This window comes from Streptosporangium longisporum, assembly GCF_039534895.1.
In the GTDB taxonomy this organism is placed as follows: Bacteria; Actinomycetota; Actinomycetes; order Streptosporangiales; family Streptosporangiaceae; genus Streptosporangium; species Streptosporangium longisporum.
Genome location: NZ_BAAAWD010000002.1, coordinates 106,837 through 122,718 on the forward strand (window position 1 = coordinate 106,837; position 15,882 = coordinate 122,718).

A 15,882-nucleotide genomic window follows, 5' to 3' on the forward strand; every position below is an offset into this window, starting at 1 on the left:
TTATGTCCGCAAGTTAAATCGAGGATGCCTCAGCTTGTCAACGCCGCCTCCGCGTCCCCGGCCGGGTCCGGCGGAACCGGTGGCGCCTGCGGGGTCGGCGGGGTCGGCACCAGCCGGCCCGCGACCTCCAGCGTGAGGTGGTCCGGCACGCCGACGATCTCGCCGAGGTCGTGCGCGTACCGCGACCACCGCTCCGTCGCCTCCGTCACGGTGAACCCGTAGTGCGGGTAGAGCCCGGCGACCTTGGCGTTCTTCGCGCCGGCCACGTAGTGGCCGAGCACCGCGGGAAAGCCCGCGGCGCGTGCCTGGCCGAGCACCGCGGCCAGGCACGCCTGCTCGATCCCCCGGGCGAACACCCGGCAGCTCAGCAGCAGGTTCTCGATCAGCAGCCCCTCCGGCAGCGCCCGCAGGAAGACCGCTCCGACGATCCCGTTGCTGCCGAACCGGTCGGCCGCCGACAGCGCCAGCACCCGCGAACCGGGCCGCTCCGCCCGCTCGCGCACCGCCTCCGGGGACAGGCGCTCGGTGGTCAGGTTGAACTGGTTGGTGCGCAGCGTGATCTGCGACAGCCGCGCGAGGTCGGCGCCGGTGGCCGGCGCCAGCCGTACCGACACCTCCAGCCCGCGCAGGAACTCCTCGGCCGACCCCGCCGCGGACAGGAACTCCGACCGCGCCGTCTCCTCGTGGTAGCGCCGCGTCCGGACGCGGTCCTCGGCGGTCACCTCGTTCGTGGTGAACCAGCCGTCGGCCAGCAGCCGCGTCACGTGCAGCGCCGGGTCGCCGTCCAGGTGGACCACCGCGGTCTCCGGCAGCTCCGCCGCGACCGCGGCGCACTCGTGGACGCTGTCGTCGGCGAACACCACGCTGTCCCCGCCGAGGTTCAGCTCCCGCGCAAGGACGCGCAGGTTGTCCGGTTTCGGCTGCCAGTTGGCGAGGATCCGGACGAAGGCGTCCTCGCGCACCACCATGTCGGGGTGCTCCCGGAGCGCGGCGAGCACGGTGTCCTGGTCGTTCTTGCTCACCGCGGCCAGCAGGACGCCCTGCGACTGCAGCTGCGCCACCACTCCCTGGAACCGGCGGAAGGCCTCCCCCTGCCGGCCGTGGGCCACCTCGATGCCCTCCACCCCGTCGTCGCCGAGGACACCGCCCCACAGCGTGTGGTCGAGGTCGACGGCCAGCACCTTCCTGGCCCGGCCCGTCCGCGCCCGTACCAGGTGGGCCAGCTCGCGCGCGTACGCGCCGAGCAGGGCGTCCGACAGGTGGGCGCGGGCGTAGACCTCGAACCGCGGGTCGGACAGCTCGATCGGCGCCGTCAGCAGCGGGTCGAGGTCCAGCACCACGACCGCGCCCGCCGACTCGCCGAACGCCAGCAGCTCGGCGTTGGCCCTCCGCCAGACCGCGCCGAGCCGCGCCCTGGACGGGTAGTCCAGCACCTGCGCCTGCCACGTCCGCGGCAGCGGGACGGTGTTGAGCACGAGCGTGCCGGACCCGCTCTCGGCGAACTGCGCCGCCAGCCGCCGCCACAGGGCCAGCTTCTCCCCCAGCACGCGCTCGACGTCGTCCACCGTGAACGGGACGCCGACCTCGTCGAACACGGCCGCGTGGTCGAGCACGCAGACGGTCACGTCGGGCCGCCCCGCGTACAGCGCGCTGCCGGGGTCGCCGAGCTCGAACGCGTACGAGCCGAAGTCGGTGAGCCGGACGTCCGGCAGGTACCCGTGGCGGGCCAGCTCGCCGGTCAGCGCGGTGCGCAGCGCGTCGAGCGTGCCGTGCCCGGTGACGGTCACGGCCACGGACGGGAGCCCGGGGTGGTGCGCGCGGGCGGCCTCCACGTCGACCCGGTCCAGCAGCCGCGCCGACCGGGCGGCGTCCTGCTCGTCCATCGCGGCCAGCAGCGGCGCGACCTCGTCGTAGCGCGCCGCCAGGGTCCCCTCGCGCTGCAGCGAGCGCAGGCGCGCGCGTGCCTCGGCGCTCGTCACGGTCATCGTCTCTCCGCCAGTTCCGGCGCGTCGCGCGGGTCGAGCAGTTCCTCCAGCCGCGACGCCAGCTCGCCTGCGGTGCCGTGGTCGAGCACCAGCCCCACCCGCACGTCGACGCCGATCTCCCGGGAGAGCCGGGCGGCGATCTCCAGCGCGCCGAACGAGGTGATGCCGATCTGGGTCAGGTCGTCCGCCGGGCCGATCGCGCCGTGGGAGTGCCCGAGCGCGTCGGCCACCGCCGTCAGCACCAGCGACGCCAGGACGTCGTGGCGCTCGTCCTCGGGCACGTCGAGCACGGGCGAGGCGACCGGCGCCGCCGGGGGCCGGTACGACGGCCGTTCCCGCCCGCGTCCTGCCGGCGGGGTGAGCCAGTAGTGCTCGTGCCGGAACGGGTAGGTCGGCACGGTGGCCGGATCGGCGGCCGGCCCCTCGCCGAGCACCCTGTCCCAGTCGACCCGCACCCCGCGCGCGTGGGCCTGCGCGACGCCGCGCAGCACCGACCGGGCCTCCGCCGCGGGGTCCCGCACCAGCGGGATCGCCGACGTGCCGTCCCGCTCACCGGCCAGGCAGTCCGCGATCATGCCGGTCGTCGTGGTGTCGGGCCCGATCTCGACGAAGGTGTCGACGCCCAGCTCCCGCAGGGTGAGGACGCCGTCGTGGAAGCGGACCGTGCCGCGTACCTGGGCGGCCCAGTAGTCCGGCGCGGCCAGCTCCCGCCGGGTCGCCACCCGGCCCGTCGTGTTGGAGACCAGGATCGTCGCGGGGTCGCCGACGGTCAGTCCCGCCGCGGCCTCCACCAGCCGGGGCAGCGCGGGGTCCATGTGCGCCGAGTGGAAGGCATGGCCGACCGCGAGCGTCTTGGTGCGCACCCCCCGGGAGCGCCACCGGGCGGCCAGCGCCCGCACCGCGTCGGCGTCGCCGGAGACGACGGTCGAGCGCGGCCCGTTGACCGCGGCCACCGACACCCGCCCGTCCAGATCCGCAAGGGAGGCCCGGACCTCCGCCTCGGCGGCCCGCAGCGCCACCATGGCCCCGCCCTCCGGCGCCGCCTGCATCGCCAGGGCCCGCGCCACGACCAGGCGTGCGGCCTCCTCCAGGGAGAGCACCCCGGCGACGTGCGCCGCGGTGAGCTCGCCGACGGAGTGGCCGAGCACCGCGTGGGCGGCCAGGCCCAGGTGCTCCGCGAGCCGGCAGAGCGCGAGCTGGGTGGCGAACAGCGCGGGCTGGGCGAACTCCGTGCGCCGCAGCGACCCGCTCAGCGGGTCGCCGGCCGGGGCGGACACCACCTCGGCCAGGGACGGGCCCTGGGCGTGGTGGGGTTCCCGGGCCCGGTCCAGCGCGACACAGGCGGTGTCGAACGCCTCGGCGTAGACCGGGAACCGCTCGTGCAGCTCGCGTCCCATCCGGGCCCGCTGGGTCCCCTGGCCGCCGAACACGAACGCCACCTTCGGCGCCGGCAGCGCCGTGACGATCGGGGCGGACGGCCCGGCGAGGGCGTCCAGCTCGCGGGCGAGCTCGGCGGCGTCGGCGCCGAGCGCCACCGCCCGGTACCGGAACCGCGACCGCCGGCCCGCCAGGGTGCGGGCCACGGCGGCGAGGTCCGTGTCCGGCCCGGAGCGCAGGAGGTCGCGCAGCCGGGCGGCCTGCGCGCGCACCGCCTCGGGCGTCTTCGCCGACAGGATCCAGGGGACGGCCACCGGCGCGTTCCCGGCCACCGGCGCGGAGCCGGGCGACCCTGCCGTGCCGGCCGTCGATCCCGTCCCGTCTGCCCGTGATTCCGCTCCGTCCGCCGTCGATCCCGTTCCGTGGGCCCGCGATCCGGTCCCGTCGGCCTGCGGTTCCGTCCCGTCTGCCGGTGGTCCCGCCGTGTCGGTCGGTGGCTCCGCGCCGGAGGTCGGCGGCGCCTCCTCGACGATGAGGTGCGCGTTGGTCCCGCTGATCCCGAAGGAGGAGACGCCGGCCCGGCGCGGCCGGTCGCCGGGCGGCCAGGGACGGGGACCCGTCAGCGGCTCCACCCCGCCGGACCAGTCGACCAGCGTGGAGCGGTCCGTCACGTGCAGCGTCGCGGGCAGCACGCCGTGTCGCAGCGCCTGCACCATCTTGATCACACCGGCGACCCCGGCCGCCGCCTGGGTGTGCCCCAGGTTCGACTTGACCGAGCCGAGCCACAGCGGCCGCTCCCGGCCGGCGGCGCCGTAGGCCGCGATCAGGGCGCCCGCCTCGATCGGATCGCCCAGGGCGGTGCCGGTCCCGTGCGCCTCGACCGCGTCCACGTCGGCCGGGGTCAGCCCGGCGCCGCGCAGGGCCGCCCCGATCACCTTCTCCTGGGCGGTCCCGCTCGGCGCGGTCAGCCCGTTGCTGGCCCCGTCGGAGTTGATCGCCGAGCCGCGGATCACCGCCAGGACGGGGTGCCCGTTGCGCAGGGCGTCCCCGAGCCGCTCCAGCACCAGCACCCCGGCGCCCTCGCCGAAGCCGGTGCCGTCGGCCGCGTCGGCGAACGCCTTGCAGCGGCCGTCCGCGGCGAGCCCGCCCTGGAGGGCGAACTCCACGAAGACCCGGGGCGTGGCCATCACCGTCACCCCGCCGGCGAGCGCGAGGTCGCACTCGGAGCGGCGCAGCGAGTCGGCGGCCAGGTGGATCGCCACCAGCGAGGACGAGCAGGCGGTGTCGACGCTGAGCGCGGGCCCCTCGAAGCCGAAGGTGTAGGCCACCCGCCCGGACGCCACGCTCGCCGCGTTGCCGGTCATGAGGTACCCGTCCAGCTCGGGGGGTGCGTCGTCGATCGCGGGCGCGTAGTCCTGGTAGATCACGCCGGTGAACACCCCGGTCCGGCTGCCGCGCAGCGACCCCGGGACGATCCCGGCGCGCTCCAGGGCCTCCCAGGAGACCTCCAGCAGCTGCCGGTGCTGCGGGTCCATCGCCACCGCCTCCCTCGGGGAGATCCCGAAGAAGGAGGCGTCGAACCCGGCCGCGTCCTCCAGGAAGCCTCCGGCCCCCGCCCGCTCCCGCAGGACCGGGTCCCAGCCGCGGTCCCGCGGTGGCTCGCCGACGGTGTCGACGCCGTCGGCGACCACCCGCCACAGGTCCTCGGGCGAGCGCACCCCTCCCGGGTAGCGGCAGGCCATCGCGACCACGGCCACCGGTTCCGGGCTCGACAGGGCCGCCAGCTCCCTCTTCACCCGGGCGAGCTCGCCGGTCGTCCACCGGAGGTACTCGACCAGCTTCTTCTCGTCACTCATGCCGTCCGCCGTCCCTAGGATCGAAGCTCGGAGTCGATGAACCGGAACAGCTCCTCGGCGGTCGCCGGGACCTCCTCGGCCGCCTGCCCGGCCGCTTCCGGCGCGGCCGGGGCCTGGAGGGCCGGTTCGGGGGCGGCCGGTTCCGGGGTGGCCGGGGCGAGCCGGCCGAGCAGGTGGCCGGCCAGCGCGGCCGGGGTCGGGTGGTCGAACACGACGGTCGCGGGCAGCCGCAGCCCGGTGGCCCCGCCGAGCCGGTTGCGCAGCTCGACCGCGGTCAGCGAGTCGAAGCCGAGCTCCTTGAAACTGCGACCCTCCTCGGCCGCGTCCCCGGGAGCCCGCCCGAGGACCGCCTCCACGTACCGGAAGACCGTCTCGGTCATCAGCTCCTCGCGGCGCGCCGGGTCGGCGTCGGCGAGCAGCCGCGCCAGCTCCGGCCCGGACCCGGAGGGGCCGTCGCCGTCCCTCGCCGGGACCGCGCGGCCGCGTGCCAGGCCCCGCAGCGGCGGGGCCGGGTCGGGGATCTCCGCCAGCCGCGCGAGATCCAGCCGGACCGCGGCCAGCGACGGCTCCGCCGCCGCCATCGCCGCGTCCAGCAGCGCCAGGCCCTGCGCCGCCGACAGCGGCAACAGCCCGGACCGCGCCATCCTGGCCCGGTCGACGGCCGAGAGCGAACCGGTCATGGCGCTCTCGGACCGCCACAGTCCCCAGGCGATCGAGGTGGCGGGGAGCCCCTGACGGGTCCTGACCCCGGCGAGGGCGTCGAGGAAGACGTTGGCCGCCGCGTAGGCCGACCGCCCGGCGCCGCCCACGATCCCGGCCGCGGAGGAGAACAGCACGAACGCGTCGAGGTCGAGGTCCCTGGTGAGCTCGTGCAGGTTCCAGGCGCCGTCGACCTTGGGCCGCAGCACCGCGTCGAGCCGTTCCGGGGCCAGGTTGGGAAGCGTCGCGTCGTTCAGCACCCCGGCCGCGTGCACCACGGCCGTCAGCGGGTGCTCGTCCGGGACGCCGGCGAGCACACGTGCCAGCGCGCCGGCGTCCGCCACGTCCGCGGCGACGATCGTCGTCCTCGCGCCGAGCGCGCCGAGCTCCTCGCGGAGCCGGTCGGCGCCCTCCGCCCGGTCGCCCCGCCTGCTCAGCAGCAGCAGGTGCCGCACGCCGTGCTCCCTGGCCAGGTGCAGCGCGACGAGCCTGCCCACGCCGCCGGTCGCGCCGGTGACCAGGACCGTGCCGTCGGCGCGGACCGGCCGGGGGATCCGGACCGCCACCTTGCCCACGTGCCGGGCGAGACCGAGGTGGCGGACCGCGTCCGCCGCCCGCCCGGCGTCCCAGGAGGTGACCGGCAGCGGCGTGAGGACCCCGCTCCCGAACAGCTCCGCCAGCTCGGCGAGCATCTCGCCGATCCGGTCCGGTCCCGCCTCGGCCAGGTCGAACGCCCGGTACCGCACGCCGTGCCGGGCACGGACCTCGTCGGGGTCCCGTACGTCGGTCTTGCCCATCTCGACGAACCGCCCGCCTGGCGCGAGCAGTTCGAGCGAGGCGTCCACGAACTCGCGGGCCAGCGAGTTCAGCACGATGTCCACGCCGCGCCCGCCGGTCGCCGCCCGCACCGCCTCGGCGAAGGACAGGTCGCGGGATCCGGCGATCCTCTCGGCGGGCAGCCCCGCGTCCCGGAGCGCGGGCCACTTGGCGGGGCTCGCGGTGCCGAACACGGTCAGCCCCCAGTGGCGCGCCAGCTGGATCGCCGCCCCGCCGACGCCGCCGGCGGCGGAGTGCACCAGGAGCCACTCCCCCGGGCGGGCATCGGCGAGGTCGCGCAGGGCGTAGCAGGCGGTGAGGAACACCGCGGGCACGGTCGCCGCCTGGGCGAACGACAACCCGGCCGGGATCGGCACCAGCAGGCGGTGATCGGTGACGGCCTCCGGCCCGATCCCTCCGGGGATGAGACCCATCACCCGGTCGCCGGGGCCGACGCCGGTCACGTCGTCGCCGACCGCGAGCACCACCCCGGCGCCCTCGGTGCCCAGGTCCGCCGCGCCCGGGTACATGCCCAGGGCGAGCATCGCGTCCCGGAAGTTGAGACCGGCGGCGCGCACGGCGACCCTGACCTCCCCCGGGCCGAGGGGCCGATCCTCGACGGGCCGGTACGCCAGGTCGTCGGTCACGCCGCTGCCCGCCGCCTCCAGCCGCCAGTTGCCGGCGCCCCTCGGTACCGGGTCGGGCCGGTGCCGCCGCAGGCGGGGCACCAGCGGCCCGCCGTCCCTGATCGCGATCTGCGGCTCACCGGAGGCCACGGCGTCCAGGACCTCCGAGAGCGACCTGGCCGCGTCCCCGGCTTCAGTCGTGTCGGTGGTGTCCGGGACGTCCACGATGACCACCCGGCCCGGTTCCTCGTCCTGCACGCCGCGGACCAGGCCCCAGACGCCGGCGCCGTCGAGGGCACCGGCGCGCTCACCGGGAACCGCCTCCACCGCGCCGCGGGTACGCACCACGAACAGGGTGCCGGCCAGCCTGACGTCGGCCAGCCCCCGGCGGAGCGTGCCGAGCACCCGCAGCAGGGCGGCCCGGACCGCCTCCGGCACGGGCCCGGCCTCCCCGCCCGCCGGGACGACGACCACCTCGGGCGCGGGCTCCCCGGCGTCCAGCGCCGCGAGCAGCGCGTCCAGCTCCAGGCCATCGGGGTCCCCGGCGTCCCCGGGGGCCCCGGTGCCTCCGGCGAGGACCCTCACGCGTTCGCGCGGCACGCCCGTGCCGGGACGGACGGGCTCCCAGACCGGCTCGTACAGCAGGTCCTCCACGTCCGCCGCGGCGAGGTCGGCCGGGTCGGCCGCGCGGAACGTCACGGCCTCCACGGCCGCCACCGGGTCGCCCCCGGCCGTGGACAGGTCGACCGCGACCGTGTCGTCCCCGGTGCGGCGCAGGCGCACCCGCAGCGGGGACGTCCCGGTCGCGGGCACCTCGGCGTACCGGGTGAAACCGCGCCAGACGAAGGGCAGCCGTACGGCGCCGTCGTCGGGGAACAGGCCCGCGAGCCCGACGGCGTGCAGCGCGGCGTCCAGCAGCGTGGGCGCGACGCGGTAGCCGGGCGGGCCCTGCGGGGACACCTCCGCGAGGACGTCCTGCCCGGACCGCCACGCCCCGCGCAGGCCGCGGAAGGCCGGGCCGTAGTGGTAGCCCTTGGCGGCCAGGTCCTCGTACAGGCCGCCGACGTCGACGGGTTCGGCGCCGGGCGGCGGCCACCCGGCCTCGACCGGCCGGTCGGCGGGTCCGGTGAGCGGAGCGAGCGAGCCTGCGGCGTGCACCGTCCACGGCGCGCCCAGCGGGTCGCCGGTGTCCGCCGGCCGCGCGTGGATCCCGACCGGGCGGAACCCGTCCGGATCCGCCGGGCCCACGGTCACCTGGATCTCGGCCGCGCCGGAGCCGTCGAGCACCAGCGGGCGCCGCAGGGTCAGCTCGTCCACCCGCGCGACACCGGCCAGCTCCCCGGCGTGCGCCGCCAGTTCGGCGAGGACCGCGCCGGGGACCAGGACCGCGCCGTCCACCGTGTGATCGCCCAGCCACGGCTGGTCGTCCAGGGAGAGCCGGCCGAACAGCAGCAGCCCGTCCTCGGACGCCGCGCGCACGGCCGTGGTCAGCAGCGGATGCGCGACCGGCCGCGCGCCCGCCGGGACCCCGGTGGCGGCCGGTGCCGCGTCCAGCCAGTACCGGTGCCGGTCGAAGGCGTAGGTCGGCAGGACCGGCACCGGCCCCCGGCGCCCGAGGTACCCCGGCCAGTCGATCCGGACGCCGTTCACCCACGCCTCGGCCACCGACGTGAGCACCCGTGCCATGCCGCCGTCGTCCCTGCGCAGCGTGCCCACCACGGCGGGCCGCTCGACCCCGGGGAGGGCCTCCAGGATCTCCTGGACCCCCGCCCCGACGACGGGGTGCGGGCTCACCTCGACGAACACCTCGTGCCCGGCCGCGGCGGCGGCCTCCACCGCGGCCTGCAGCAGCACCGGCCGGCGCAGGTTGCGGTACCAGTAGCCGGGATCGCCGAAGCCGGTGCCGTCGTCCGGCCCGACCTCGGCGCCGGTGACGGTGGAGAAGACGGCGGCGGTGAACGCGCGGCCCGGCTCGGGCCGGGGCAGGATCTCCAGCAGCTCCGCCTGAAGCGCCTCGACCTGGGGCGAGTGGGAGGCGTAGTCCACGTCGATCAGCCGCACGCGCACGCCCTGCTCCTCCAGCAGCCGACGCACCCGGTCCACCGCCCCGGCCTCGCCCGCGACGACCGTGGAGGCCGGTCCGTTGAGCGCGGCGACCGACACAGCGTCTCCGGCGTCCCCCACATCCCCCGCGTCCCCTGAGACGCCGAGATCCTCCAGGACCGCGCGTACCCGCTCGTGCGGGGCCGCGACCGACAGCATCGCCCCGGTGCCCGCGATCGCGCGGATGGCCCGGCTGCGCAGCGCCACCACCGCCGCCGCCTCCCGCAGCGACAACGCGCCCGCGGTGAGCGCGGCGGCGATCTCACCCTGCGAGTGGCCGATGACGGCGGCGGGCCGCACGCCGAACGACTCCCACAACGCGGTCAGCCCGGTCATCACGGCCCACAGGAGCGGCTGCACCACGTCCACGCGTCCCAGGTCGGCGCCGCCGCGCAGCGCCTCCAGCAGCGGCCACCCGGTCACCGGGTCGAGGGCCTCGGCGCACTCGCCGATCCGCCGGGCGAAGAGCGGGGACTCCTCCAGCAGCGCGCGGGCCATGCCCTCCCACTGCGTGCCCTGGCCGGGGTAGAGCAGGACCGGCGCGCGCGGATCCCTCTCCCTCGCGTGCCCGGTCACCACCGAGGCCGACGGCGCCCCGTCCGCGACGGCGGCCAGCCCCGCCAGCGCCTCGTCCCGGTCGCCGGCCACGACGACCGCGCGGTGGCCGAACTCGGCCCTGCCGGTCACCAGGGCCGCCGCGACGTCGGCCAGGGCGGCGTCCGGATGCCGTTCCAGGTAGGCGCGCAGCCGCCGCGCCTCACCCCGGAGCGCGCGCGCCGACCTGGCCGACAGCACCAGCGGGACCGGGCCGTCGAACGGCTCGGGCTCCGCCGGGGGAACGACCTCGGGCGCGGGCGGCTCCTCGATGACGACGTGCGCGTTGGTCCCGCTCATGCCGAAGGCCGAGACCCCGAACCGCCGCGGGCGCTCCCCCGCGGGCCAGGGCGTGTTCTCGGTGAGCAGCGCGACACCGCCCCGGTCCCAGTCGACGTGACGGGACGGCCTGTCGACGTGCAGCGTGCGCGGCAGCGTCCCGTGCTCCAGCGCCTTGACCATCTTGATGATCCCGCCGACACCGGCCGCCGCCTGGGCGTGACCGATGTTGGACTTGAGCGAGCCCAGCCTGAGCGGCGGGCGGTCCCCGCGCGCCGCCCCGTACGTGGCGAGCAGCGCCTGCGCCTCCACCGGGTCGCCCAGGGTGGTGCCGGTGCCGTGCGCCTCGACCGCGTCCACGTCGGACGGGGACAGGCCCGCCGCGCTCAGGGCCTCCTCGATCACCCGTTCCTGCGAGGGGCCGCTCGGCGCGGTGAGCCCGTTGCTGGCGCCGTCCTGGTTGACCGCCGACCCCCTGAGCACGGCCAGCACCGGATGGCCGTTGCGCCGCGCGTCCGACAGCCGTTCCACCAGCAGCAGCCCGACGCCCTCGCTGAAGCCCGTCCCGTCGGCGGCGTCGGCGAACGCGCGGCAGCGTCCGTCCGGGGAGAGCCCGCGCTGGCGGCTGAACTCCACGAAGGTGGCGGGCGTCGCCATGAGCGTGGCCCCGCCGACCAGCGCGAGGTCGCACTCCCCGCTTCTGAGCCCCTGCTCCGCCAGGTGGAGCGCCACCAGTGAGGACGAGCAGGCCGTGTCCACGGTGATCGCGGGTCCCTGCAGGCCGTAGGTGTAGGCGATCCGGCCCGACGCCACGCTCCCGGCGCTGCCGGTGCCCAGGTACCCGCCGTACTCGCGCGGGTCGTCCTGCGCCCGGCCGCCGTACTCGGTGTAGATCAGGCCGACGTAGACGCCGGTACGGGAGCCGCGCAGGCCGGCCGGGTCGATGCCCGCACGCTGGAAGGCCTCCCACGAGGTCTCCAGCAGCAGCCGCTGCTGCGGGTCGGCGGCCTTGGCCTCGCGCGGGTTCATCTCGAAGAAGTCCGCGTCGAACTCGGCGGCCTCGTGGATGAACCCGCCGTCGCGCGCGTAGGACGTCCCCGGCCGATCCGGGTCGTCGTCGAACAGCCTGCCCAGGTCCCAGCCCCGGTCGCCGGGGAACGGCCCGACCGCGTCCCGGCCCGACTCCAGCAGCTCCCACAGCTGCTCGGGGGTGCTGACGCCGCCCGGGTAGCGGCAGGCCATCGCGACGATCGCGATCGGGTCCTCGGCCGTGCGCCCGCGCCGGGCCACGGCCCGGGACGGGCCGTGCTGCGCGGTGCTGCTCAGGTGACGGGCCAGCGCGCGCGGGCTGGGGTGGTCGAACACGAGCGTGCTCGGCAGCCGACGGCCCAGGACGCGGCTCAGGTGGTCCCGCAGCCGCAGCCCCGTCATGGAGTCGAGGCCGAGGTCGCGGAAGGGCCGGTCCGGGCCGACGTCGCGGGCGGACTCGTAGCCGAGGATGCCGGCGACCGCCCGGCCGACCAGGTCCAGCACCCGCTCCTCCCGCTCGCTCCCGGAGAGCCCGGCCAGGGCATCGGCCGGTACGGCGCCGGAGGGAACGGCCCGCTCGGGCCGCCGCGCCGCACGGCGCAGCAGGGGGACGGGAGCGGAGGCGGGAGCCGGCACGTCACCGGGCTCCCCGGCGGCCGGGCGGACGCGCACCTCCTCGACGGTCAGCACCACCGGGCCGGTGGCGTCGGACGCGACGAGGGAGAAGGCGTCCGGACCCGTCCAGGTCAGGCGGACGCGCACCGGGCCCGTCGCGGCGGCGTACGCCCGCACACCGGTCCAGCTGAACGGCACGACGGTCGCGGGAGGCTCGCCCCGATCGTGCGCGCGGGCCGCCCGGTCGAGGAAGACCGCCTGCACCATCCCGTCCAGCAGCGCGGGATGGAGCACGAAACCCTCGCCGCCCTCACCGCCCGTGCCGCTCCGGGTCTCGTTCTCGTCCGGCGGGGTCACCTCGGCGAACACGGCGCCGTCCGAGCGCCAGGCGGCCCGTACGCGGCGCAGACGGGGTCCGTAGTGCACGCCCGCGTCGGCCAGGCGGGCGTAGCCGGCGTCCACGTCGACGGGCTCGGCGTCCGGCGGCGGCCACGCCTCCGCGAGGACACCGGGGGTGCCGGAAGTTCCGGAGGCGTCGGGGGTGCCGGGGATGTCGGGGTCGCCCGCGCTGAGCGAGCCCGAGGCGTGCAGCAGCCACGGCTCCGCGGCGTCCCCGATGTCCTCAGTGGCGTCTCCGGTGTTTCCGGTGTCTGCGCCGTCCGCGGTGTCCTCGACTCCCCGCCGGGTGTGCGCCGTGAGCGGCCGGGTGTGCACCGTGAACGTCGCGCCCGCGCCGCCGTCCTCGGCGTTGACCTCCACCTGGACCTGTACGGGCCCGTCCGGCACGTCCACGGGGGCGAGCAGGGCGAGGTCGTCCACCCGTGGCAGGCCGAGGCGTTCCCCGGCCGCGAGCGCCAGCTCGACCAGCGCGCTCCCAACGAGCACCGGACGCTCCCCGAGCCGGTGCTGGCGGGGCCAGCCGCCCGGCCCGCCGGGGACGCCCCCGGTGAACAGCACCGCCCGCCCGTCCGCGGGCTCCACGACCACCCCGAGGAACGGGTGGCCCGCCCCGGCCGGTCCGGTCGCGGGCGGCATCCCCTCGGTCCGGGTGTCGAGCCAGAACCGTCGTTCCTGGAAGGCGTAGGTGGGCAGGGCGACGCGGCCTCCTCGCGCGGCCGGTCCCCACTCGACGGGGACCCCGGCCGCGAACAGGGCCCCGGCCGAGGTGAGCAGCTGCTCCAGCCCGCCGTCGTCGCGGCGGAGCGTGGCCAGCGCCCGCGCGTCCACACCGGCGTCGTCGAAGGTGTCGCGCAGCGGAGCCACCAGCACCGGATGCGGGCTGACCTCCACGAAGCAGCGGTGTCCCGCCTCCAGGAGCGCGGTGACGGTCTCGGCCAGGCGTACCGGCCGGCGAAGGTTGTCGTACCAGTACCCGGCGTCGAGCGCGCTCGTGTCGATCCCGGCGGCGGTGACCGTGGAGAAGAAGGCGACCGTGGACGTACGCGGGCGGATGCCGGCGAGCCGGGCGAGCAGGGGCTCCCGCAGCGGCTCGACGGCCGGTGAGTGGGAGGCGTAGTCGACGGGGACGAGCCGAGCCCTGACCCCTTCGGCCTCGCACCGGGCGACGAGGTCGCGCACCGCGCCCGCCTCCCCCGCCACCACGGTCGCGTCCGGCCCGTTGACCGCGGCGACGGCGATCGCGTCCCGGCCGCCGAACCGGCGGCGCACCTGCTCGGCAGGTAGGCCGATCGACGCCATGGCCCCGGTTCCCGCGATGTCCAGGAGGGCCGCGCTGCGCCGGGCCACCAGCGCCGCCGCGTCGGCCAGGTCCAGGGCCCCGGCGACGTGGGCGGCGGCGATCTCCCCCTGCGAGTGCCCCACCACCGCGGCCGGTTCCACCCCGAGGGAACGCCACACCGCGGCCAGCGAGACCATCATCGAGAACAGGGCAGGCTGCACCACGTCGACACGGCCCAGCAGGCTCTCGTCACCGGAGGACACCACGTCCAGCAGGTCCCAGCCGACGTGCGGGGCCAGCGCCTCGGCGCACCGGCGCATCTCGTCGCCGAACGGCTCACAGCCGGCGAGGAGCTCGCGGGCCATCCCGGTCCACTGCGACCCCTGGCCGGGGAACACGAAGACCGGCCGCCCGTTCGTCACCGTCCGGTCCCGCACCGCGCGCCGGGACGGCAGCCCCTCCTCCAGCGCCGCGAGCTCCCCGGCCAGGCCGCCGAGGTCCGTCCCGACGGCCACCGCGCGGTGGGGCAGGTCGGCGCGCCCGGTACGGAGGCTGTGGGCGACGTCGGCCGGGGCGAGGCCCGGGTTCTCCGCCACGTGCGCCCGCAACCGGGCGACCTGGTCGTGCAGCGCCTGTTCGGTATGGCCGGACACCGTCCACACCACCGGCGTCACGGGTGTCGCGGGTGTCACGGTGTCGTCCCCGTCCGCCCGCGAGGGCCGCGCCGCCTCGGACGACTCCCCGGGCAGGGCCGCGGACGGTTCCGCGCGCGGATCCCCGGCCGGTTCCTCGTGCGGTTCCGCGGACGGTTCCTCGATGACGACGTGCGCGTTCGTGCCGCTGATCCCGAACGAGGAGACCGCGGCCCGGCGCGGGCGGTCCCGTTCCGGCCACGCTCTCGGCCCGGTGAGCGGGGCGAGTCCTCCCGCGTCCCAGTCGACGTGCGGCGACGGCTCGTCGATGTGCAGGGTGGCCGGGAGCACCCCGTGCCGCATCGCCATGATCATCTTCATCACGCCGCCGATGCCCGCCGCGGCCTGGGTGTGCCCGATGTTGGACTTCAGCGAGCCCAGCCACACCGGGTCCGTCACCGGGCGGGCCCGGCCGTAGGTCTCCATGAGGGCGTTCGCCTCGATCGGGTCGCCCAGGCCGGTTCCGGTGCCGTGCCCCTCGACGGCGTCCACCTCGGCGGGGTCGACGCCGGCGTCGGCCAGGGCGTCGAGGATCACCCGCCGCTGCGCCACCCCGTTGGGCGCCGACAACCGGCTGCTCGCGCCGTCGGAGTTGACCGCGCTGCCGCGCAGCACCCCGACGATCGGGTGACCCCTGCGCCGGGCCTCCGAGAGGCGCTCGACGAGGACCAGCCCGACCCCTTCCCCCCATCCGGTGCCGTCGGCCGCGGCGGCGTAGGCCTTGCACCGGCCGTCCGGGGACAGCCCGCGCTGGCGGCTGAACTCGACGAACGTCGCCGGGGTGGCCATGACCGTGCTCCCGCCCGCGACGGCCATCTCGCAGTCCCCCCGGCGCACCGCCTCCGCCGCGTAGTGCAGCGCCACCAGCGAGGACGAGCACGCGGTGTCCACGGTCACCGCCGGTCCCTGCAGCCCGAAGGTGTAGGCGACGCGGCCCGAGGCGATGCTCCCGGCGCTGCCGGTGCCGACGAACCCCTCGAAGCCCTCGGGCGCGCGGGTGTGACGGGAGCCGTAGTCGGAGTACATGACGCCGACGAACACCCCGATCCGCTCCCCCGACAGGGAGCGCGGGTCCAGTCCGGCGCGCTCGAAGACCTCCCAGGAGGTCTGCAGGAGCAGCCGCTGCTGCGGGTCGATCGTCAGCGCCTCGCGGGGGCTGACGCCGAACAGCTCGGGGTCGAAGTCGGCGGCCGAGTACAGGAAGCCGCCCTCGGAGGCGTAGCTGGTGCCCTCCCTGTCCGGGTCGGGGTCGATCAGCTCGTCCAGCGGCCAGCCGCGGTCGCGCGGGAACGGGCCGATCGCGTCGGTCCGCGCCTCCACCAGCCGCCACAGCTCCTCCGGCGACCGCACCCCGCCGGGGTACCTGCAGGCCATGGAGACGATCGCCAGTGGCTCGCGTGCGGCCTGCTCCAGTTGCTCCAGTGCCGCGCGGGTGCGCAGCAGGTCGGCCGTGGTGCGCCGGAGGTACTCGCGGAACCTGTCCTCGTTCGCCATCGGTGAAGCGCTCCCCGTCGTCGTCCTCGAAAGTGGTCG

Annotated in this window: 3 protein-coding genes; all 3 read right to left on the reverse strand. The window is 76.6% G+C overall.

All coding sequences use genetic code 11. The annotated features are described in order from the left end of the window. Positions 1-29: 29 nt before the first annotated feature. Genes ABD832_RS01000 through ABD832_RS01010 form a run of 3 tightly spaced genes read right to left on the reverse strand, consistent with a single transcriptional unit; the run spans position 30 to position 15,843 of the window. Positions 30-1,985: an HAD-IIIC family phosphatase gene (locus ABD832_RS01000; protein ID WP_344886959.1), complete on the reverse strand. Its 1,956-nt coding sequence runs from the start codon at positions 1,983-1,985 to the stop codon at positions 30-32. Further along, positions 1,982-5,218, reverse strand: coding sequence for a type I polyketide synthase (locus ABD832_RS01005; protein ID WP_344886961.1), 3,237 nt, complete (start codon positions 5,216-5,218; stop codon positions 1,982-1,984). Before ABD832_RS01005 ends, ABD832_RS01000 begins: the two co-directional genes overlap by 4 nt. 14 nt (positions 5,219-5,232) lie before the next feature. Further along, positions 5,233-15,843, reverse strand: coding sequence for an SDR family NAD(P)-dependent oxidoreductase (locus ABD832_RS01010; RefSeq protein ID WP_344886963.1), 10,611 nt, complete (start codon positions 15,841-15,843; stop codon positions 5,233-5,235). Positions 15,844-15,882 lie beyond the last annotated feature (39 nt).

Excerpts from the sequence above, each read along its gene's own strand:
- ABD832_RS01000 (WP_344886959.1), bottom strand. The coding sequence starts at position 1,985 with ATGACCGTGACGAGCGCCGAGGCACGCGCGCGCCTGCGCTCGCTGCAG.
- ABD832_RS01005 (WP_344886961.1), bottom strand. The coding sequence starts at position 5,218 with ATGAGTGACGAGAAGAAGCTGGTCGAGTACCTCCGGTGGACGACCGGC.
- ABD832_RS01010 (WP_344886963.1), bottom strand. The coding sequence starts at position 15,843 with ATGGCGAACGAGGACAGGTTCCGCGAGTACCTCCGGCGCACCACGGCC.